Raw genomic sequence first — 20272 nt, forward strand, 5'->3', positions numbered from 1 at the left:
ACGTACCCCCATGAAAGATTCAAAGAACACCGATGCTCCAGAGTCAGTTCAACGCCGCCGAGTGCTTCTGGGCCTCGGCGCGGCGGGCGCAGCGTTGGCCGGCAGCAGCCTGAGCGGCAACGTTCTGGCGGCCACACCGGCGAAAGTGACCGAAGCACCGCACAGCGAGCAGACTCACGATCATCACGATTTCTACGGTCTTCATCAGACCGGGATCGTTACCCCGCGCCCCGCCGCTGGCATGCTGGTGTCGTTCGACGTGCTGGCCACGGACCGTGAAGATTTGGAGCGCCTGTTCCGCACGCTGAACGAGCGCATCGCGTTTCTGATGAAGGGCGGCACAGTGCCGCAGGTTGACGAAAAGTTTCCGCCCACCGATTCCGGGATCCTCGGCCCGGTGGTCACGCCGGACAACCTGACGGTCACGGTTTCTGTAGGCGCTTCGTTGTTCGATGAGCGTTTCGGCCTTGAGTCGGTAAAACCCAAGCGCCTGATAGAGATGGTCGGTTTTCCCAACGACGCCCTGGAACCTGACTGCTGCCATGGCGACTTGAGCATTCAGTTCTGCTCCAACACGCCGGACAGCAACATCCACGCCCTACGCGACATTGTAAAAAACTTGCCCGATTTGCTTCTGGTGCGTTGGAAGCAGGAAGGCACCGTGCCGCCACAAGCGCCGCTTAAACCCGGTCAACCGGCAGAAAGCGCACGCAATTTCCTGGGATTCCGCGACGGCTCCGCCAACCCGGACTCCAGCGATCAGAAAGCCATGGATGCGTTGGTGTGGGTACAGCCCGACGTCGACGAACCCGCCTGGGCTACCAACGGCAGTTATCAAGCGGTGCGGATCATCCGTAACTTCGTTGAGCGCTGGGACCGGACCCCCCTGCAGGAACAGCAATCGATTTTTGGCCGCCACAAAGCGACGGGCGCGCCGATGGATGGCAAGCAGGAAAGCGACGAGCCCAATTTTGTGGCCGATCCGGAAGGCAAAGTCACGCGAATGGATGCCCACATCCGTTTAGCGAACCCACGCACCGCTGCCACTGAGCGCAACCGGATTCTGCGCCGTCCATTCAACTATTCCAACGGCGTGAGCAAAAACGGTCAGCTCGACATGGGCCTGTTGTTCATCTGTTACCAGTCTGATCTGGAAAAAGGTTTTATCACGGTGCAGACCCGCCTCAATGGCGAACCTCTGGAGGAGTACCTCAAGCCCATTGGCGGCGGTTACTTTTTCACCTTGCCCGGTGTCGTCAGCGATCAAGACTTTATCGGCCGTTCGCTGCTTGCCGCTTCAACCTCAACAAAAACCGCATGATCCCTAACCCTACCCGGAAACGTCCCATGAAAAAGTCGCCTCTCGCATTAATGCTTACCCTTGGCTTGCTCCAGACTCCGTTCGTTTTCGCAGCCACGGCGCCGCTGGACTTGGTAGGACCCGTTTCCGACTACAAGATTTATGTCACCGAACAGCTGGACACCCTGGGTACTGACACTCAGAAGTTCACCGACGCCATCAAGAAAGGCGACCTGAAAACAGCCCAGAAGCTGTACCCGACGACCCGCGTATCGTATGAAGCCATCGAGCCGATTGCCGAGCTGTTCGACGACCTCGACAAGGCCATCGACTCCCGTGTTGATGACCACGGTGACAACGTGGATGCCCCGGATTTCACCGGCTTCCACCGCATCGAATACACCCTGTTCGAGAAGAAAACCACAGAAGGTCTCAGCGACCTGGCTACCAAGCTGAATAACGACGTCAAAGAGCTGCAAACCCGCGTTGCCGGCCTGACGTTCCCGCCAGAGAAAGTTGTTGGTGGTGCTGCTGCCTTGCTGGAAGAGGTCGCCGCGACCAAAATTTCCGGTGAAGAAGACCGTTACAGCCACACTGATTTGTATGACTTCCAGGGCAACATTGACGGCGCGAAGAAAATCGTCGACTTGTTCCACCCGCAAATCGTCAAACAAGACAAAGCGTTCGCCGACAAGGTCGACAAGAACTTCGCTGCGGTCGACAAGATCCTGGCCAAGTACAAAACCAAGGACGGCGGCTTTGAGTCTTACGACAAAGTCACCGCCAACGACCGTAAAGCACTGACTGGCCCGGTTACCACTTTGGCAGAAGACCTGTCCACACTGCGTGGCAAGCTGGGTCTGAACTAAGCATAAAACCCAATCGCAGCCTTCGGCAGCTCTTACAGGTCCAGCGCGATCCCGTAGGGGCCGCCGAAGGCTGCGATTCTGGTATCAACTCCCGCTAAACCAGTTGTACCCCTGATCTTCCCAATACCCGCCCGGGTAGTCATTCGTCACGAACAATTCGACGATGTGCTTGGGATTCTTGAACCCCAATTTGGTCGGTACCCGAACCCGCAACGGATAACCATAATCCGGTGGCAGTGCGACTTCGCCGAAGTCCAGTGCCAACAAGGTCTGTGGATGCAATGCGGTGGGCATATCAAGGCTTGAGTAGTACTTGTCGGCGCATTTGAAGCCGACGAACTTCGCGGTGGTGTCAGCACCAATGTGTTCAAGAAACGTACGTAACGGCACCCCGCCCCACTGGCCAATCGCACTCCAACCTTCGACACAGATCAACCGCGTGATGTCGGTGCGTTGCGGCAGCTTGCGCAAGCCGTCAAGGGTCCACGGTTGCTTGTCCCGTACCAATCCTGAGACCCCCAGGCTGTAGGTGGATATATCCAGGTCCGGGACGTTGTATTCGGCATAAAACGCGTTGAACGGAAACGGAGTGGTGAGTTTCGACTTGTCGTAAGTCTGCGCCAGTTTCTGTCCGCTGAACAGCCAGGCCTGAACCCGGTCGTTCCAGCGCGACATGGCCCACAGGGTTTTATCCACGGCATCGTCGCCTTCGAGATTGCAGCCAGTCAGCATCGACACAGCGCCGAGGGTCAGACCCGCGCGCAAAAACGAGCGGCGTTGCAGTTTGAACAACGCAGTCTGCTGCGCCGGCTCCAGGATGATTCGAGGCGGCCGCTGTTTGGGGTCAGTCATTGGAATTCTCCCGAGTGCCGCCGGTGATCATCGGCAAAAAGGTCCGCGGAACCAGCAACACCAGCGCCAAATGAACGACGACAAACGCGCCAATTCCGGCCATGGCACCAAAATGCACGAAGCGAGCGAAGTCATATCCACCAAACAGATTGACCAGCCCTTGCAGCTGAATCGGTTTCCAGATCGACAGCCCGGACAGCAGCACCAGAACGCCCAACGCCAGTACCAGCCAATATGACAGGCGTTGCACCGCGTTATAACGCCCATGCTGGTGCGCCAGGCGAAAACGCAAGGCATCGATAAAATCGCGTCTTATCGCGCTGACCGAGACCGGTAATAAGTCGCGCTTGAAGTGGCGGCTGAAAACGCCATACAACACGTAGGCCAGGCCGTTGACCACCAGTAACCACATGACCGCCAAGTGCCAGGCAATGGAGCCACCGAGCCAACCGCCCAAGGTAATGCTGCGGGGGAAATTGAATGCAAACAACGGTGAAGCGTTGTAGATACCCCAGCCGCTCATGAACATGCCAACCATGCCAATCGCGTTCAGCCAATGGGTAAGCCGAACCGGCCAGGGGTGGATACGTCGGGTACTCATGGCTGCCTCCTGCGCTAGGATTGATGGGTCGCCTTCGGGAATATGCAGGCGGTGCCTGGATCTACTGTAGGCGCTGCCGAAGGCTGCGATCTCTATGGACGCCCATCGCAGCCTTCGGCAGCTCCTACAGAGAATGTAACCATCGCCTGCATTCCTGTGGCAGCGAATCCAGCTTACATCGGCGGTGCAAAACCGTTTTTGCCAACCGCGATACCGCGAGCGGTTTTACCGTCTTCAGCCGGGAACAATACGATTTTAGCACCGGCCACTAACTGCTCACGCTTACCTGGTTCAACATAAGCGATTGGCACGTCATTAGGCACAACCAACTGCTTCTCGCCGCCTTTGTACATAACCGTCAGAGTCCGGCCGGTGGTTCCGGTGATTTTCCCCACAGTGCCGTTAGTCATGGTGCCGGTGGTGCCATCCGCATTTTCCCAGCCGTAATGGCCTTCGCCGCTGCCTTTCAGGCTGGGTTCAAACACGGTCACTTCCAGTGCTTTGAGCGTGCCGTCTGGCTGAGCTGCTGCGGCTGAACCGACGAAGCTATCGGACTTGATCGAAGTAAGCTCGGTTTTTGAGATCACTCGAATCGCGGTCTTGTCAGTCAGCCCGATGGTTTCATGCTTACCGGCGCGGTCAGTGAAGCTCAAGGTATCAGCCTGCACGCTGTCGATGGTGCCGCGCACGGGTTTGACGACCGGCATGTCTGCCGCTTGGGCCATAACGGCCGCGCTGAGCAAAAGGAGGCCGAACGTGGTGGACAATGCAATCTTCATGTCATTACCTGGTTGGGTTGAAGTGGCATTCATCATGGCCCTCGAACCGGCGCTGTACCATGACCGGCGAATGACATTTTTGTCATTTGCCGGGCGCGTTTGGCGGATGACAAAAATGTCACCGACACCCGCTTGGCACTTGGTTAAACTTCAGCTCCGATGCGTGTTTTGAGCACCGCCTGAACGCGCCGACCATGCCCAACGCTCCTCGTTGGAAGGAGCCACACTCGATGCACATCCTGCTCATCGAAGACGACACCAAAACCGGCGAATACCTGAAAAAGGGCCTCGGCGAATCCGGCTACAAAGTCGACTGGACACAGCACGGTGCTGACGGCCTGCACATGGCCCTGGAACAGCGCTATGACCTGATCGTGCTCGACGTCATGCTGCCCGGCATCGATGGCTGGCAGATCATCGAAGTGCTGCGCGCCAAGCAAGACGTGCCAGTGCTGTTTCTTACCGCCCGGGATCAATTGCAAGACCGTATTCGCGGCCTCGAGCTGGGCGCCGACGATTACCTGATCAAGCCGTTTTCCTTCACCGAACTGCTGTTGCGCATCCGCACAGTGCTACGTCGAGGGGTGGTTCGCGAGGCAGACCATTTTCATCTCGCCGACCTGGAACTGGACCTGTTGCGCCGTCGTGTCACCCGTCAACAGCAGGTCATCGTGCTAACCAATAAAGAGTTCGCGCTGTTGCACCTTCTATTACGCCGCGAAGGCGATGTACTGTCCCGGGCGCAAATAGCCTCTGAGGTCTGGGACATGAATTTCGACAGCGATACCAACGTGGTTGATGTGGCGATCAAACGCCTGCGCAGCAAAATCGATCTACCCTATCCGGTGAAACTCATCCATACCGTGCGCGGCATCGGTTATGTCTGCGAGGTACGAGCATGCGCGCCCGACGCCAGCCATCCCTGACCCTGCGCGCTTCGCTGGCGTTCGCGTTGGTAGCGATGCTGACGGTGGCGGGTGCAGGGTTGTACTTGTACGAATCGATCAAGGAAACGGTCATGTTGCGCAGCGACCACGCGGTGCTGGCGCGGCTTGATCACTTTCGCAAATTGCTACGTTACGACCTGACGCTGGACAAGTTCAAGGGCAGCCCGCAACTGTTCGAAAACATGCTCGACAACGAAGACGATATTTTTATCCTGGGCGAGCCAGACAAACCGCCAGTGATCTCGGTCAATCCGCTGCATGCGCCACTGCCGCAATTACAGGTGGTTGGCCAGGATCGGGTGCTGACCGAGGCTGATCTGCGCAGCGGCATGAGTTTGCAAGGGGTGCCCTTACGCGCTGCCTCGGCGCAGATACTCTCGGGGGGCACCGAGTTGCACTTAGTGGCGGCCCACGTGATGGCTAAGGAAATGGCCATGCTCGCCACCTTTCGCCAACGCCTGTATGCCGCCGTGACCTTGGCCTTCATCGTCACTGCCCTGCTCGGTTACCTGCTGCTGCGCCGTGGCTTGCGGCCCTTGCGGCGAATGGCTGCCCATGCCGCGGATATCACTCCGGCGCGGCTCGACCGCCGCCTCGATGGACAGGATACGCCGGTTGAATTGCATCAGCTCAGCGAAGCCTTCAACGCCATGCTTGATCGCTTGTCGGACGGCTACCAGCGCTTGACGCAGTTCTCCGCCGACTTAGCGCATGAGATTCGTACGCCGGTGGGTTCGTTGATGGGCCACTGCCAGGTGGCGCTGCGGCAAACTCGCAGCGTCGATGAATACCAGGCATTGTTGGCTTCGAATCTGGAGGAGCTGGAGCGTATCTCGCGGTTGGTAGAAAGCATTCTGTTCCTGGCTCGGGCCGATGAAGCTCAGTCAGTGCTGCAGCGCCAACCGCTGAATCTTGAGGACGAAATGCAGCGCGTAGCGGGGTATTTTGAAGGCCTGGCCGAAGAGCGCCGGTTGACCTTGCACACCACGGGTGGCGGCACGTTACACGCTGATCCGATCCTGCTGCGTCGGGCGCTGAGCAATTTGGTCGCCAATGCAATTCGCTACGCCGACGAGGGAAGCGAGATCCTGGTGGTGGTGGAACAACGTCATCGTGAATGGCTGATTCAGGTAGAAAATCAAGGCCCCGTATTGGCAGCAGCCGCCTTGACCAAACTCTTCGACCGCTTCTACCGCGGCGACGCCTCCCGCCACCAAAGCTCCGACTCTAACGGCTTGGGCCTGGCCATCGTCGCCGCCATCATGCACCTGCACGGCGGGAGGGTTGAAGTGACTCAACCCGTGGAGGGCAGGATTCGGTTTGCGCTGGGGTTTCCAGCCTGAGGCAGCCACACGACCTCTGTAGGGGCCAACGTGTTGGCGAGGCGGTGTACCCGATCCACCGCATCCAACCTCTCGCCAACACGTTGGCTCTTACAAAGATCAATGTGGCCGGAGGATCTACCGCTGATAGCGCCTAACCACGCTGCTCACCCCTAAAATATGGCCTTTGATTGCCGCGCGCAGTTCATCCCCGGTCAGGCCTGGCTTCAATGCGTCATGGGCCAAATCAAGGGCATACAGCTGGATCACAAAATGATGGGGGCTATCACCCGGTGGCGGGCATGGCCCCATGTAGTCCGTCGTGCCTCGGGTGTTCACCCCGCCCATGCCTTCCAGTTTTGACTCTCCCCCTACGCCAGTCACAATCTCTGCAATGCTGAATGGCAACCCATAACGCACCCAGTGGTCCACACCCAAACCCTTCTGGCCATCCGGGTCATGCATTATCAATGCAAAACTTTGCGTGCCTTGTGGCGGGTTACTCCAGTACAACGCCGGCGAAATATTTTTGCCGCCGCAACCGTTGGCGCTGGCGGCATTGTCCGGAGAGAAAAACGCATTGTCTTCGGCGTCCGGCATGGCCAGGCTGAAATGCGGCTGCGCGGCCTCGGCCGTCATGTGCAGACACAAGGCCAATACCCCCACGGTCAACCAGCTTCGGGTGGAAAAGTTTCCCAATGAACGATTCATGCCGGTTACCTGTCGATTAAACACGTTTGGAAATCGGGTCACGGAATGCCCGCGCCCCTAATAGATGAACCGTTGGACTGCCGGACCCTGTGCAAATTCATCAAGTCAGTCAGCAAAAATGCCAGTTGACGTCACAGCAACACTGTTACAAGATATTAGTTAGCATCCTAATAATATCAACCCCAACAATTTTCCGCTGGCGACGTCATGACCCCTGATCTACTGCAAATGAGCATCAGCCGCAGCGTCGTCGCCGCCTCTCGTCATTGGCGCCGAATTTGCCAAAACACCTTGGTCAACTACGGCATTTCCGAAGCCTGTGCGATGCCGTTGCTGATGATATTGCGCTTGGGTGATGGCGTGCGCCAAGTGACTGTAGCTCAGGCTTCGGGCCTCGAGAGCCCATCGTTGGTACGCCTGCTTGACCAGCTGTGTGCCGCCAATATCGTCCTGCGCACGGCAGACCCCACTGACCGCCGCGCCAAGTCCCTGAGCCTTACCGACAGCGGACGCGCCTTGGCTTTGTCCATCGAAACTGAATTGCAAAGCCTGCGCCGCAAGGTGCTGAGAAACGTCGACGTCAATGATCTGGAAGCCGCCCTGCGCGTATTGCATGCATTTGAAGAAGCCGGACAGTTGGGCGCGGAGTGGGTGCAATGAAGGGCTTTTTTGCCAGCGTGCCGCCTGCACGGGACTGGTTTTTTGGCCTGCGCACTTTCGCCGCGTCGATGGTCGCGCTGTACATCGCCTTGATCATGGAAATGCCTCGTCCTTATTGGGCCATGGCCACTGTGTACATCGTCTCCAGCCCCTTCGTCGGCCCCACCAGTTCCAAGGCGCTGTACCGCGCCGTCGGCACCTTCGTCGGTGCCGCCGCAGCGGTGTTTTTTGTGCCGCTGTTCGTGCAAACCCCCCTCTTGCTGGCAATTGTGATCGCCCTGTGGACGGGCACCTTGCTGTTTCTGTCGTTGCACCTGCGCACCGCCAACAGCTACGCCTTGATGCTTGCCGGCTACACCATGCCGCTGATTGCTTTCCCGGTGGTGGATAATCCGTTGGCGGTGTTCGACATTGCCGTGGCCCGAACCGAGGAAATTTTTCTCGGCATCGTCTGCGCCGCCGTGATCGGCGCGATGTTCTGGCCACGGCACCTGGCGCCAGTGGTGATGGACACGGCAAACAAATGGTTTGCCGACGCCTCTGCTTACAGCGCGCGATTTCTGACCCGCAGTCAGCAGCCCGAAGAGATCGGTCAGCTACGCACGGCCATGGTCGGCAGCTTCAATTCCCTGGAGCTGATGATCGGCCAGTTGTCCCATGAAGGAGTTCGTCAACAAAGCCTGCGCAACAGCAAAGAACTGCGCGGCCGAATGATTCATCTATTGCCCGTGATCGATGCGTTGGACGACGCCATATGGGCCGTCGAACGGCGCTCCCCAGAGCTGGTGGCGCTCTTGCAATTTGCGTTGTACAAAGCGCATATCTGGTTGCAGGGCACCGACAAAAGCGCGGCTGTGGATAAGTGGCAGGCGTTACGCGCCAAGCTGGAACAATTGCAACCGAGCCCCGCGCAATTGGATGATCGCCATCAGTTACTGCTGTCCAACGCCTTGTTTCGCTTGGGCGAATGGGTGGATTTGTGGCAAGACTGCCGCAGCCTGCAGCATGCCCTGCGCAACGACGATCAATCGACATGGCGCGCAGTGTATCGGCACTGGCGGCTGGGTCGGTTGACGCCGTTTCTGGACCGTGGGCTGATGTTGTATTCGGTACTGTCCGGGGTCGCGGCAATCATTGTTGCTTCAGTCTTGTGGATCCTGCTGGGCTGGCCCGAGGGTGGCAGCGCAGTGATCCTCGCGGCCGTATCCTGCAGTTTCTTCGCGGCCATGGACGACCCGGCGCCGCAGATTTATCGGTTCTTTTTCTGGACCTCTGTGGCGGTCCTCCTTTCCAGCCTGTACCTGTTTGTCGTGCTGCCAAACATCAACGACTTTCCGATGCTGGTCCTCGCGTTTGCCGTTCCTTTTATCTGGATCGCCACGCTCACCGTGCAACCACGCTTTTACCTTGGCACCTTGCTGACGCTGGTCAACACGGCAACGTTCATCAGTATCCAGGGCACCTACGACACTGACTTCCTGGTGTTCATCAACAACAACATGGCCGGGCCTATCGGTCTGCTGTTCGCCTTTGTCTGGACCTTGGTGGTGCGCCCGTTCGGCGTCGAGTTTGCGGCCAAACGCTTGACTCGTTTCGGCTGGCGCGACATCGCCAGCCTCAGCGAGCCGGCAACGTTATCTGAACACCGGAAAATGGGCGTCAAAATGCTCGACCGTTTGATGCAGCATCTGCCGCGCCTGACCATCACCGCACAAGACAGCGGCATCGCCCTGCGCGAACTGCGGGTCACCCTCAACCTGTTGGATTTGCTGGCCTATCTGCCCCGCGTACACCCGGTGCCGCAAGGCCTGCTGCGTCAGGTGATCAATGAGGTTAGCGCCTATTTTCAGGCATGCCTTGATGCCCGCGAACGCTTGCCCGCCCCTAAGGGGTTATTGATGACCATGGACCGGGCACGGCGCTCAATGACATTTGCCTGGATGGGTGACGATCCGACTCGCATCCATTTGCTGCATGCCCTCAGCGGTCTGCGCCTGGCCCTGCTGCCAGGTGTGGAGATCGTTGCCGCAGGCGAATTCGAAGAACAACCGCCCTATGGACTCGACGGAGCGCCGCTATGATCGGTGATGTGGACATCAGTGGAATATTTTTACCCACGCTAATGGTGGTGATGGGTATTACGTACGTGCTTTACCTGGGGGTGCATGCGCTGCTGAACCGCGCCCACTTTTATCGTCTGGTCTGGCACCGGGCTTTGTTTAACGTAGGTCTATACGCTCTGCTGCTCGGCGCGGTGGATACTCTCAGTCGATACCTGATGAAATGAAAAAACCTTTACTGACGTTGGGCCGCGTGGTCCTGACCCTACTGATTGTGATGCTTGCCAGTGTCGTTGTCTGGCGCATGGTGATGTACTACATGTTCGCGCCCTGGACACGGGACGGGCATATCCGGGCCGACGTGGTGCAAATAGCCCCGGACGTTTCTGGCTTGATCCAGCAAGTCGACGTTGTGGATAACCAAGTGGTGAGCAAAGGCCAAGTGCTGTTCGCCATCGACCAGGACCGCTTCCGTCTGGCTTTGCGCCAGGCCAAAGCCACGGTGGCCGAACGGCAGGAAGCTTACGAACAAGCCCGTCGCGAAAACAAACGTAACCGTGGGTTGGGCAATCTGGTCGCCCAGGAACAATTGGAAGAGGGCCAATCACGTGAAGCCCGCGGCCTGGCGGCCTTGAGCGAGTCGCAAGTGGCGGTGGACGCGGCGCAGTTGAACCTTGATCGTTCGGTGATTCGCAGCCCGGTGGACGGCTACCTCAACGACCGTGCGCCCCGGGCGCAGGAGTATGTCACCGCGGGCCGTGCCGTGCTGTCGGTGGTTGACGGTACGTCGTTTCACATCGATGGCTACTTCGAAGAAACCAAACTGTCTGGCATTCATATCGGCCAGCCTGTGGATATCCGGGTGATTGGCGATCACTCGCGTCTACGGGGCCATGTGCAGAGCATCGTCGCCGGTATCGAAGACCGGGATCGCAGCAGTGGCAGCAACCTGTTGCCAAACGTTAACCCAGCGTTCAGTTGGGTGCGCCTGGCGCAGCGGATTCCGGTGCGCATCGCGTTCGACAGCGTGCCCGATGACTTTCGCATGATTGCCGGCCGTACCGCCACCGTGTCGATGATCGACGATGCCGACTTGGCCGCGCATGATGCTAAAGACACCCAAAACAAGGACGCCGGGAAATGAAGCACGGCGTTCATTTCACGGCGCTCGCGCTGAGCTTGATGTTGTCCGCGTGCCAGATTGTTGGCCCGAACTATGATGTGCCCAAAGACGCCGCGCTGAATCGTCCGGATTTGCAAGGTGAATTGGCGGGCAAAGGCGTCGACGCCATTTCGGCACCAGTCCCTGAAGACTGGTGGCGGTTGTACCAGGACCAACGCCTGAACCAGTTGATTGAACAAGCCATGGCGACCAACACCGACCTGCGCGTCGCCGCGGCCAACCTGTCGCGCGCGCGCATGCAGGTTGCAGAGGCCCAGGCAGCGGGCGGTTTTCACAGCAGTGCGACCCTCGGCGCACAGCGTTTGCAGGAATCAGGCGAAGCGTATTTGTTGACGGAAAAAGTCCCGGTCGCCAACGTCGCTGATGTCGGTATCACCACCTCGTATCAATTCGACTTGTTCGGCACGCTGCAACGCGGCATCGAAGCGGCGCAAGCCAACGCCGATGCGACTCAGGCAGCCTCTGACACCGCGCGTATCACCTTGGTCGCCGATGTGGTGCGGGCCTATACCCAAGTCTGCGCGGCCAACGAAGAACGGGGTATCGCCCAGCAATCGTTGGACCTGCAACAGCAAAGCCTGAAGCTGACCCAGCGTCTGCGTGACGCTGGGCGCGGCGATGAAACCCAAGTCACCCGGTCGCAAACACAATTCAAATCCTTGGGCGCCGAGTTGCCCCGTTATACCGCAGCGCGTCAGTCAGGGCTGTTTCGCTTATCCATGCTGCTGGCTAAACCGCTCGACCAACTGCCGGCGGGTGTCGCCACCTGCAAAGAACTGCCGCACATCGCGCAAGTGATGCCGGTGGGTGACGGCGCAGCGTTACTCAAGCGTCGGCCGGACGTGCGTCAAGCAGAGCGCAGACTGGCGGCTGCGACGGCCGACATCGGTGTGGCCACGGGCGAGTTGTACCCGGACATCAGCATCGGCGCGACCATCGGTTCCGTGGGCATTCTCGACGACATCGGCAAACCGGCCACCAACCGCTGGGGCTTTGGCCCGCTGCTGAACTGGACCGTTCCGTCCAACGGTTCACGGGCACGCATCCACGAAGCCGAGGCCTCGACCCAAGCAGCGTTGGCACGTTTCGACGGCACGGTGTTAAACGCTATCCGCGAAACCCAAACCAGCCTGGCGCAATACACCGCTCTGCTGGAACGCCGCGACGCATTGGCAGACGCCCAGCAATCAGCGCAACGGGCAGCGGACCAAACCCACCGGTTCTTCCAGGCTGGGCGTGCTTCATTCCTCGCCGACCTGCAAGCCACCCGGACCTACACCGACGTGCGGGCACAACTGGCGTCGGCCAATACGCAGGTTGCCATGGGCCAAATCGATTTATTCCTGGCGTTGGGGGGTGGTTGGGAGAGTGCCAGGAAGTAGGGCTTTTGAGGGTTCTGTGGGACCGGGTTCATTCGCGATGGAGCGCGAAGCGGTCCCCAAGCGGTCAATACAAATCTGACAGTCAAGCCAGCAGCCAAACGCAAATCAACTTTTGATCCTGGCTCGTAAAACAGCAGAACCGCAGGCCCTCCATTCCGCTTAAACTTTGAACCACTCCCCATTCCTGCTGCCCGAGTCAATATCACCCCACAGCAGGACGTCCATTCATGCGCACTTTCGATCTCGCCGGCTCGTCGGTTCCGGTCATCGGCCAAGGCACCTGGCACATGGGCGAAGACGCGTCTCAACGAAAAGAAGAAGTCGCCGCATTGCGCCTGGGTATTGAACTGGGCATGACGTTGATTGATACCGCCGAAATGTACGCTGAAGGCGATGCAGAACGGGTTATCGGCGAAGCCATCGCCGGCCGCCGCGACAAGGTGTATCTGATCACCAAAGTCTACCCACACAACTCCAGCCGCAAGGGCCTGCCGGCGGCGTGCGAACGTAGTTTGCAGCGCCTGGGCACCGATTATATTGACCTTTACCTGTTGCACTGGCCCGGCCAGTATCCCCTCGAAGAAACCGCCGAAGCCTTTGAGCGCTTGCGCGAAGCAGGCAAAATTGGCCGCTGGGGTGTGTCCAACTTCGATGTCAGTGACATGCTGGAACTCAACAATACCGCCTGCGCCACCAATCAAGTGCTGTACAACATCGAGCAGCGGGGCATCGAGTTCGACCTGTTGCCGTGGAGCCAGGCCAACGGCATGCCGCTCATGGCTTACTGCCCGCTTGCTCAGGGCGGGCGTCTACTGAAGCACCCGCTGCTACGCGACATTGCCGATAGGCACAATGCCACGCCCGCCCAGGTCTGTCTGGCCTGGGTGTTACGTAATCCCGGCGTTATTGCCATCCCCAAAGCGGTCGATGCGCACCACTTGCGTCTCAACGCTGGCGCCGCGCAACTGGTTCTGAGCGACGAAGAACTGGGTGCGATCGAAGAAACCTGGCCTGCCCCTCTGCGCAAGCAACATTTGGCGATGGTTTGAGTATGCGTGACGGCGTGTTTGAGCACCTGAAGCAAACCGTAACAAAAATGTAAGAAGCGCTTGCGATGATGCGACCTTGGCGAGCCTGTGCCCCCTGACAGGCGCTTCCCCGGTCAGCGAGCGCTCATGAACCAAAGCATTGTGCAAACCCGTCGGGATTCAGACCTGTTCGGCCTGATCTATGGATTTCGTTTTCGACCTGGCGAGCGCGGCCAAGAGATCGACTCAGCCGCCGCGCTGGAATGTTTGCGCACACCCCAAGACCCTGAACAGTTCATCTGGCTGCACCTGAACCTGGCGCACGCAGCGTGCCAGCGCTGGATGAAATCCAATCTTGAACTGCCAGAAGAATTCTTCGAAGCGCTGCACGAAGGCTCACGTTCGACACGCATCGAACACGTCGATAATTCGTTGCTGGCAGTGGTCAACGACGTGGTTTTCGACTTCGGTATGGTTTCTTCGGACATTTCCACCTTATGGGTCTGCACGCGCAGTCACCTGATGGTCAGCGCACGGCAGCAGCCCTTGCATTCGGTGGATCGCTTGCGACATTCGGTTAAACGTGGCGAGTGTTTCCGTTCGCCGCTGGAACTGCTGACGCATTTGCTTCGCGATCAAGGCGAAGTGCTTGAGCAAATCGTGCGTAAGACTACCCTCAGTGTCGACAAGATTGAAGACCAATTGTTGTCCTCGCGCCTGAGCGACAACCGCGCGGACCTTGGGACCATGCGTCGGGTACTGGTGCGCTTGCACCGATTATTGGCGTTGGAACCCGGTTCATTGATGCGCGTGCTCAATCGCCCACCCGCGTGGTTGCTAGAGGCGGACGTTCAGGAACTGCGCCAGTCCACTGACGAATCCGCATTGGTCATCAGCGACCTCACCGGGTTGGGCGAGCGAATCAAACTGCTACAAGAAGAAATCGCCGCCAAGCTCAACGAACAAAGCAGCCGCACCCTCTTCACCCTCACCGTAGTGACCGTCCTCGCGCTGCCCATCAACATCATTGCCGGTTTTTTTGGTATGAACGTCGGCGGCATTCCGCTGGCGACAGACCCCGAAGGGTTTTGGGTGCTGGTGGCCTTGGTCGCGACGTTTACCCTCATCGCTGGCCGCTGGGCGTTTCGCAAGCGGGATGATTATTGAGTGCTGTCGGCCAACTCGGCCTCTGTAGGGGTTCCGTTTGGCTAGATGACCCTTTGTCCAGCCATAGGTCGCGGGGTCTCCTTACCATCGCAAATTTGTCACATTTTGTAATGATTATGGAGCGAACTCCAATAAACAGGACTTCGCATTATGCCCAGCCATTCCATGGCCCCGGACTCGTTGATCCAGGCCCCCTCTTCCAGACCGCAAATAGACCGTAAGCCGAGCATGCTCACGTGGATCGTGTTTTTCGCTGTGCTTGGCAGCGGCCTTCTGTTTACCGCTTATAGTCTGATGCAAGACGTGGATGACATGGGCACGGTGGTCACCACGTGGACCCCGTTTTTGCTGTTGGGCGTCGCGTTGTTGATCGCGTTAGGGTTTGAATTCGTCAACGGTTTTCATGACACCGCCAACGCGGTAGCCACGGTGATTTACACCCATTCGCTGCCGCCGAACTTTGCGGTGGCCTGGTCGGGCGTTTTCAACTTCCTCGGCGTGCTGACATCCAGCGGTGCGGTGGCGTTCGGCATCATCGCGCTGTTGCCGGTAGAGCTGATTTTGCAAGTCGGCTCATCGGCCGGGTTCGCGATGATCTTTGCCCTGTTGATCGCAGCGATCCTGTGGAACCTTGGCACCTGGTGGCTGGGTCTACCGGCTTCTTCGTCCCACACGCTGATCGGCTCGATCATCGGCGTGGGTGTAGCCAACGCCTTGATGCATGGCCGCGACGGCACCAGCGGTGTCGATTGGAGCCAAGCGATCAAGATCGGCTACTCGCTGCTGTTGTCACCCTTGGTCGGTTTCGCCTTCGCCGCGTTAGCGTTGATGGCCATGCGCATGTTCATCAAAAACCGTGCGCTGTACAAAGCACCGGAAGGCAACGCGCCGCCGCCACTGTGGATCCGCAGCCTACTGATTTTGACCTGCACCGGCGTGTCGTTTGCCCATGGTTCCAATGATGGGCAGAAAGGCATGGGCCTGATCATGCTGATTTTGGTCGGGACATTGCCCATGGCTTACGCCTTGAACCGCGCCATGCCGGCGGATCAGTCGGTGCAGTTCGCGGCCGTGGCACAGGTCACGCAACAGGCTTTAAGCAAAAGCGTCACAGAACAAGCCCCGGCGGACCCTCGTCTGGAGCTTTCTACCTATGTCCGCACCAAGCAGGCAACCCCAACATTGATCCCGGCCCTGGCTGTGATGACCGGCAAGATCGGCATCCAGGTGGGCGATTACGGTTCACTGTCTAAAGTGCCCGCCGAAGCCACGGCCAACGTACGAAACGATATGTACCTGACGTCGGAAACGATTCGCTTGATCACCGCGAACAAGGTCGGAAATTTTGACGCGGACACCCAGGCCAAGCTGCAACAATTCAAGGCGCAGATCGACACCGCCACGCGCTTTATACCGCTATGGGTAAAAATCGCGGTGGCGCTGGCACTCGGCCTTGGGACCATGGTCGGCTGGAAGCGGATCGTGGTGACCGTCGGCGAGAAGATCGGCAAGACCCATTTGACCTATGCCCAAGGCGCTTCGGCTGAGCTGGTTGCAATGGTGACCATTGGCGCGGCGGACATGTACGGATTACCGGTTTCCACCACCCACGTGTTGTCGTCAGGTGTCGCCGGGGCCATGGTCGCCAATGGCTCCGGGCTGCAAATGCGTACCCTGCGCAACCTGGCGATGGCATGGGTATTGACCCTGCCAGCGGCCATGCTACTGGCGGGTTCGCTGTACTGGTTGTTCACTCAGCTGTTTTGACTGGATTGTCCTGTAACTGATCGTCATCAGCCGGATCGGGCGGGGTTTCGCCGCTCTGGCTGGTGTCGATACTCACCACCACCGACATCCCTGGGCGCAGGCGTTTTGCCAACGGCTGGTTGGGTTCAACGGTAATCCGCACCGGTATTCGCTGGGCGATCTTGACGAAGTTACCCGTGGCGTTATCCGCAGGCAGCAGGCTGAACTCCGAGCCAGTGGCGGGTGAAATACGCTGTACCCTGCCCTGCATTTTCTGATCATCCAACGAGTCGACGCTGAACGTCACGGGCTGCCCAAGTTGTACGTTGGCCATCTGCGTTTCTTTCATGTTGGCGATGATCCACAACCGGTGCGGCACCAACGCCATTAACTGTGCGCCGGAGTTGACGTACGCCCCCAGACGCACGCCAATCTGCCCCAATTGACCCTCACGTGGCGCGGTCACCCGAGTGTTGGACAAGTCGATCTGGGCCAGTTCGATGGCGGCTTCGGCGTTGGCCACCGAGGCCTCCAACGAACCGCGATTGACGATGACGGTTTGTAAATCCTGACGTGAGATTTCCAGGGCAGCTTTGGCTTGAGCCACCGCCGCGACAGCCTGCGCGTTGTCTGCACGGGTCACGTCCAGATCGCGTTTGGACACCGAACCGTCGGTAATCAACGCCAGATTGCGACGTAAATCGGCGCCGCTTTTGTCGGCCTGAGCAATGGTGTTTGCCAGCGCCGCCTGACGCTGCAAAATCGTCGCGTCGGCACTGCGGCGTTGCTGCAGATTATTGGCCAGCGCCGCCTTCTGCACACCGAGTTGTGCCAAGGCCTGATCCAAATGCTGCCTGTAGATTCGATCATCCAGGCGCACCAGCAAATCACCGGCTTTTACGAATTGAAAATCCTGCACCGGCACTTCAAAAACGTAGCCACTCAATTGCGGGCTAATGATTGTCGTCTGACCTCTGACCAACGCGTTTTCAGTGCTCTGGATGGCGCTGGTAAAGGGCGGCAATTGCCAGGCATACAGCACCACCAGCACCCCGGCGAGGGCCACTGAGCCGAAGATCACCGAGGAGATGACTCGAACCCGCAATGAACGGGGTTCAGTGGTGGGCGGTGTGGTGATGGGTGCTGGCGCAGGGCCGCTTGCTGCTGCGGGTGGCGCGCTTAGGGGGGTATTCGACTCGGTCATGAAAGTTCGGCGCCATTGGAGTGGACGGAAGACTGGGGTACTGGCGGTGCAGGCGCATCCAGAGGCTTGGTGGTGAACATCAGCCACATGCTACGGGCAAAAATCCAGATCATAGTCAAAATCGCCACCAGCGCGATGGTCATGAACACATCGTTATAGGCAAGGACGTTGGCTTCCCGCGTCGCAGCGGCCGCAATCGCCCGAATGCCTTGGAGATTACGCGCTGCCGGATCGGCAATAGAGGAGGCGTAACTGGCCGTCGAGCTTTGCAGGCGCGATTGTACCTGCGGGTTGATCAGCGTCAGGTGTTCGACGATGTGGCTGGAGTGGAATTTTTCCCGAACAATTTGCAATGTGCCCAGTGCGGCGGCGCCGATCAAGCCACCGATGTTTTGCGTGATCCCGAACAGCACGGAGAAACTGACGATATTACGCGGGTTGGCCAATACCCCGCTCAAGCCCAACACCAACGTCGGGCCGAGGAAAAATGTGCCGCCAAAGGCCAGCAGAAACTGACTCAAATACATATTAGCCGGCCGGGTCAGGCTGGTGGAAAAGCTGTCCATGCCACTGCCCACGGCCATGATGGCTAAGGCAATAATCAGCGGCTTAAACAGATGCAATGGATCGATGGTCAACGCACTCACCACCAGCCCAGCGACGCTGCCCAGCAACATCATCAGGTACAGCGTGTGCATTTGCTGGCTGCTCATGTTCAGCGCTTGCAAAAATCCCACAGCGCCCGTCGCCTGTTCGGACAGCACGATGCGACTCAGGATCACGCCCAACGCCAGACGCACTATTCGCCCGCTACCCAGCCAACGGGTAATCAGCAACGGCCTGGCACGGTTATGTTCGATGGCCAGCCCGGAAATAATCAACACGATGGAGGCCGCCGAAGCAATGCCGATCCACGGTGTTTCCAGCCACCATTCGATTCTGCCCAACGACAGCACGGCGCAGAGCAAGGCGAAGCCCGGAGCAAGCAAGCCGAAGGTTAGAAAATCCAAGGGCTCAAAGGCTTTGAAACGATCACCGGGGGGCAGCTTGAGCAGCAATACGCAACCCAGCGACAGCAGGGCCATGCCCAGCTCAAACAGATAAAGCCCGCGCCATTCGGCGATCAGTAGCAGGTCTTCAGACACCAGCCGCGCCAACGGCACCGCCAGTTGCGACATACCCAAACCGAGGACCAGGGCCTTGGTTCGCCAACGCTGGGGGAAAGCCTGGATCATGTAATACAGGCCCAACGAACTGAGCGCCGCACCCACCATGCCATGGGCCGCCCGCACTGCAATCGCCGACGACCAGTCATTGACGAACAGGTGGCCGAACGTAACCAGTGCATACAACACCAAAAACACTTCAGTAAACGCACGCAAACCGAATTGTTGGCGGAATTTAACCAACAGCAAGTTCATTGAAACGTTGGTCATGACATAAGCGGCGGGCAGCCAGGCGATCTCTTCAGTGGTGGCACCGAGCGAACCTTGCAGGTAGATCAAGTTGGCGACTACCAAGGCGTTACCCAGACCACCGGTCAAGGCAACAATCACCCCCACCAGCGCGAACGCCCAACGTTTGCCGGTGGAATGCAACGGCGTCGACGGTGAGCCCGGAATGCTGGGCCGCTCGTGGGGTGCCCAGTTATGGGGAGTGTATTCGTTCATCGAATGCGCCTGATCAATGCTCTGCTCAAGAGGTTCATGAACTGAGTCAATTCAGGTCAGTGAAGCGTGGGCCTAAGCGTAGTGCGTGGGAGCAGAATTGTCAGCGAATGGTTCAATGCAGCGCAGATCCGGCTGAGCCAGGGTGGTACCAACTTGACGGTTTTTATGTGGACGATCATATTATTCGCCATGAGCAAACGATCAAATCGCGAAAAAATACTGACTGAAGGCTTACGCGTTGTGCATGAGCGTGGGTTCGCCAACGCCAGTGTTCGGGACATCACCGCCGCCGCCAATGTGCCGAACGGGTCATTCACTAACCACTTCGCGTCCAAAGAGGCCTTTGGGCTGGAGATTCTTGATCTATCGTTCGAAGAAACGGCGAAGATCATTGACCAGACGCTCTGCAATCCCGCCTTGGCGCCGACTCAGCGACTGCTGGCTTACGTCGATGCCAATGTCAGCAGCCTGGAAGCCCATGGTGTTGAAAATGGCTGCTTGATTGGCAATTTCGGCGTTGAGATCGGCATGCACAGCGAAATCATCCGCTTGCGCGTGGTTGAGATTTTCAATGAAGTGCAACGGCAAATCACCTTGTGTCTAGAAGCCGCCGTGCAGGCTGGGGAAATCTCTGCCGAGATTAACTGCAAGCACATGGCCTCTTTCATCATCGCCTCGTTGCAAGGCGCGACCCTCCTTGCCAAAACTGAGCGCAGCATGCTGCCATTGACCCAGTTTCGTCGTACGTTGGTGTCCTCTATTCTTCGTTAAACTCAGAAAGAAGCGCTTGA

The 20272-nt window shown here is 58.3% G+C and carries 19 protein-coding genes; 13 read left to right on the forward strand and 6 right to left on the reverse strand.

The features are described 5' to 3' along the window. Positions 1–10: 10 nt before the first annotated feature. Positions 11–1321 carry an iron uptake transporter deferrochelatase/peroxidase subunit gene (gene efeB / locus JWR17_RS25150; RefSeq protein ID WP_299835897.1) on the forward strand — a complete coding sequence of 437 codons (1311 nt, stop codon included), beginning with the start codon at positions 11–13 and terminating at the stop codon, positions 1319–1321. Between the two features lie 26 nt (positions 1322–1347). Beyond that, positions 1348–2169: an iron uptake system protein EfeO gene (gene efeO / locus JWR17_RS25155; RefSeq protein WP_299835899.1), complete on the forward strand. Its 822-nt coding sequence runs from the start codon at positions 1348–1350 to the stop codon at positions 2167–2169. Between the two features lie 84 nt (positions 2170–2253). Here efeO and JWR17_RS25160 read toward each other — a convergent pair whose 3' ends face one another. From JWR17_RS25160 to JWR17_RS25170, 3 genes are all read right to left on the reverse strand, one after another. After that, positions 2254–3021 carry a molybdopterin-dependent oxidoreductase gene (locus JWR17_RS25160; RefSeq protein ID WP_299835901.1) on the reverse strand — a complete coding sequence of 256 codons (768 nt, stop codon included), beginning with the start codon at positions 3019–3021 and terminating at the stop codon, positions 2254–2256. Then, a complete protein-coding gene (locus tag JWR17_RS25165) occupies positions 3014–3622 on the reverse strand; it encodes a cytochrome b/b6 domain-containing protein (RefSeq protein ID WP_299835903.1) in 609 nt (202 codons plus the stop codon). Before JWR17_RS25165 ends, JWR17_RS25160 begins: the two co-directional genes overlap by 8 nt. A 173-nt stretch (positions 3623–3795) precedes the next feature. Further along, a complete protein-coding gene (locus tag JWR17_RS25170; RefSeq protein ID WP_299835904.1) occupies positions 3796–4401 on the reverse strand; it encodes a hypothetical protein in 606 nt (201 codons plus the stop codon). Positions 4402–4631: 230 nt separating this feature from the next. Here JWR17_RS25170 and JWR17_RS25175 point away from each other — a divergent pair, with 230 nt between their 5' ends. Next, on the forward strand, positions 4632–5327 hold the full coding sequence (locus JWR17_RS25175; RefSeq protein ID WP_299835906.1) for a heavy metal response regulator transcription factor: 696 nt from the start codon (positions 4632–4634) through the stop codon (positions 5325–5327). Beyond that, positions 5300–6691, forward strand: coding sequence for a heavy metal sensor histidine kinase (locus JWR17_RS25180; RefSeq protein ID WP_299835908.1), 1392 nt, complete (start codon positions 5300–5302; stop codon positions 6689–6691). Before JWR17_RS25175 ends, JWR17_RS25180 begins: the two co-directional genes overlap by 28 nt. Positions 6692–6808: 117 nt before the next feature. Here the strand turns inward: JWR17_RS25180 and JWR17_RS25185 are convergent, their stop codons facing one another. Then, positions 6809–7381, reverse strand: a complete 573-nt coding sequence (locus JWR17_RS25185; protein WP_299835910.1) for a YbhB/YbcL family Raf kinase inhibitor-like protein — start codon at positions 7379–7381, stop codon at positions 6809–6811. A gap of 207 nt (positions 7382–7588) precedes the next feature. Here JWR17_RS25185 and JWR17_RS25190 point away from each other — a divergent pair, with 207 nt between their 5' ends. The 8 genes from JWR17_RS25190 to JWR17_RS25225 all read left to right on the forward strand — a co-directional run bounded on the left by JWR17_RS25190 (position 7589) and on the right by JWR17_RS25225 (position 16628). Next, positions 7589–8041 (forward strand): MarR family winged helix-turn-helix transcriptional regulator, encoded by a 453-nt coding sequence (locus tag JWR17_RS25190; protein ID WP_299835912.1) that lies wholly within the window; start codon positions 7589–7591, stop codon positions 8039–8041. Continuing rightward, complete coding sequence (locus JWR17_RS25195; protein WP_299835914.1) at positions 8038–10122, forward strand: FUSC family protein; 2085 nt, start codon at positions 8038–8040, stop codon at positions 10120–10122. The genes JWR17_RS25190 and JWR17_RS25195 overlap by 4 nt, the downstream gene beginning before the upstream one ends. Next, positions 10119–10328, forward strand: coding sequence for a DUF1656 domain-containing protein (locus JWR17_RS25200; protein ID WP_299835915.1), 210 nt, complete (start codon positions 10119–10121; stop codon positions 10326–10328). The genes JWR17_RS25195 and JWR17_RS25200 overlap by 4 nt, the downstream gene beginning before the upstream one ends. Next, positions 10325–11245, forward strand: coding sequence for an HlyD family secretion protein (locus tag JWR17_RS25205; RefSeq protein WP_299835917.1), 921 nt, complete (start codon positions 10325–10327; stop codon positions 11243–11245). The genes JWR17_RS25200 and JWR17_RS25205 overlap by 4 nt, the downstream gene beginning before the upstream one ends. Next, positions 11242–12666, forward strand: coding sequence for an efflux transporter outer membrane subunit (locus tag JWR17_RS25210; protein ID WP_299835919.1), 1425 nt, complete (start codon positions 11242–11244; stop codon positions 12664–12666). Before JWR17_RS25205 ends, JWR17_RS25210 begins: the two co-directional genes overlap by 4 nt. Positions 12667–12893: 227 nt before the next feature. Beyond that, the gene (locus tag JWR17_RS25215) at positions 12894–13715 is read left to right on the forward strand and encodes an aldo/keto reductase (protein WP_299835921.1); all 822 of its coding nucleotides are present in this window, start codon (positions 12894–12896) and stop codon (positions 13713–13715) included. A 126-nt stretch (positions 13716–13841) separates the two neighbouring features. Further along, entirely contained in the window at positions 13842–14861 is a 1020-nt protein-coding gene (locus JWR17_RS25220; RefSeq protein WP_299835923.1) for a transporter, read from the forward strand. Positions 14862–15011: 150 nt separating this feature from the next. Continuing rightward, positions 15012–16628, forward strand: coding sequence for an inorganic phosphate transporter (locus JWR17_RS25225; protein ID WP_299835925.1), 1617 nt, complete (start codon positions 15012–15014; stop codon positions 16626–16628). Here JWR17_RS25225 and JWR17_RS25230 read toward each other — a convergent pair. Beyond that, the gene (locus tag JWR17_RS25230; RefSeq protein WP_299835927.1) at positions 16612–17811 is read right to left on the reverse strand and encodes an HlyD family secretion protein; all 1200 of its coding nucleotides are present in this window, start codon (positions 17809–17811) and stop codon (positions 16612–16614) included. The genes JWR17_RS25225 and JWR17_RS25230 overlap by 17 nt on opposite strands. Beyond that, on the reverse strand, positions 17808–19481 hold the full coding sequence (locus tag JWR17_RS25235) for an MFS transporter (RefSeq protein WP_299835929.1): 1674 nt from the start codon (positions 19479–19481) through the stop codon (positions 17808–17810). The genes JWR17_RS25230 and JWR17_RS25235 overlap by 4 nt, the downstream gene beginning before the upstream one ends. Positions 19482–19670: 189 nt before the next feature. Between JWR17_RS25235 and JWR17_RS25240 the strand changes: the two genes are divergently transcribed. Further along, entirely contained in the window at positions 19671–20252 is a 582-nt protein-coding gene (locus JWR17_RS25240) for a TetR/AcrR family transcriptional regulator (RefSeq protein WP_299835930.1), read from the forward strand. Positions 20253–20272: the final 20 nt, after the last annotated feature.

Source organism: Pseudomonas sp., assembly GCF_028293835.1.
Classification (GTDB): Bacteria; Pseudomonadota; Gammaproteobacteria; order Pseudomonadales; family Pseudomonadaceae; genus Aquipseudomonas.

Bases quoted from the DNA above. Each gene is read 5' to 3' on its own strand.
- efeB (WP_299835897.1), top strand. From the start codon at position 11: ATGAAAGATTCAAAGAACACCGATGCTCCAGAGTCAGTTCAACGCCGC.
- efeO (WP_299835899.1), top strand. From the start codon at position 1,348: ATGAAAAAGTCGCCTCTCGCATTAATGCTTACCCTTGGCTTGCTCCAG.
- JWR17_RS25160 (WP_299835901.1), bottom strand. From the start codon at position 3,021: ATGACTGACCCCAAACAGCGGCCGCCTCGAATCATCCTGGAGCCGGCG.
- JWR17_RS25165 (WP_299835903.1), bottom strand. From the start codon at position 3,622: ATGAGTACCCGACGTATCCACCCCTGGCCGGTTCGGCTTACCCATTGG.
- JWR17_RS25170 (WP_299835904.1), bottom strand. From the start codon at position 4,401: ATGAAGATTGCATTGTCCACCACGTTCGGCCTCCTTTTGCTCAGCGCG.
- JWR17_RS25175 (WP_299835906.1), top strand. From the start codon at position 4,632: ATGCACATCCTGCTCATCGAAGACGACACCAAAACCGGCGAATACCTG.
- JWR17_RS25180 (WP_299835908.1), top strand. From the start codon at position 5,300: ATGCGCGCCCGACGCCAGCCATCCCTGACCCTGCGCGCTTCGCTGGCG.
- JWR17_RS25185 (WP_299835910.1), bottom strand. From the start codon at position 7,381: ATGAATCGTTCATTGGGAAACTTTTCCACCCGAAGCTGGTTGACCGTG.
- JWR17_RS25190 (WP_299835912.1), top strand. From the start codon at position 7,589: ATGACCCCTGATCTACTGCAAATGAGCATCAGCCGCAGCGTCGTCGCC.
- JWR17_RS25195 (WP_299835914.1), top strand. From the start codon at position 8,038: ATGAAGGGCTTTTTTGCCAGCGTGCCGCCTGCACGGGACTGGTTTTTT.
- JWR17_RS25200 (WP_299835915.1), top strand. From the start codon at position 10,119: ATGATCGGTGATGTGGACATCAGTGGAATATTTTTACCCACGCTAATG.
- JWR17_RS25205 (WP_299835917.1), top strand. From the start codon at position 10,325: ATGAAAAAACCTTTACTGACGTTGGGCCGCGTGGTCCTGACCCTACTG.
- JWR17_RS25210 (WP_299835919.1), top strand. From the start codon at position 11,242: ATGAAGCACGGCGTTCATTTCACGGCGCTCGCGCTGAGCTTGATGTTG.
- JWR17_RS25215 (WP_299835921.1), top strand. From the start codon at position 12,894: ATGCGCACTTTCGATCTCGCCGGCTCGTCGGTTCCGGTCATCGGCCAA.
- JWR17_RS25220 (WP_299835923.1), top strand. From the start codon at position 13,842: ATGAACCAAAGCATTGTGCAAACCCGTCGGGATTCAGACCTGTTCGGC.
- JWR17_RS25225 (WP_299835925.1), top strand. From the start codon at position 15,012: ATGCCCAGCCATTCCATGGCCCCGGACTCGTTGATCCAGGCCCCCTCT.
- JWR17_RS25230 (WP_299835927.1), bottom strand. From the start codon at position 17,811: ATGACCGAGTCGAATACCCCCCTAAGCGCGCCACCCGCAGCAGCAAGC.
- JWR17_RS25235 (WP_299835929.1), bottom strand. From the start codon at position 19,481: ATGAACGAATACACTCCCCATAACTGGGCACCCCACGAGCGGCCCAGC.
- JWR17_RS25240 (WP_299835930.1), top strand. From the start codon at position 19,671: ATGAGCAAACGATCAAATCGCGAAAAAATACTGACTGAAGGCTTACGC.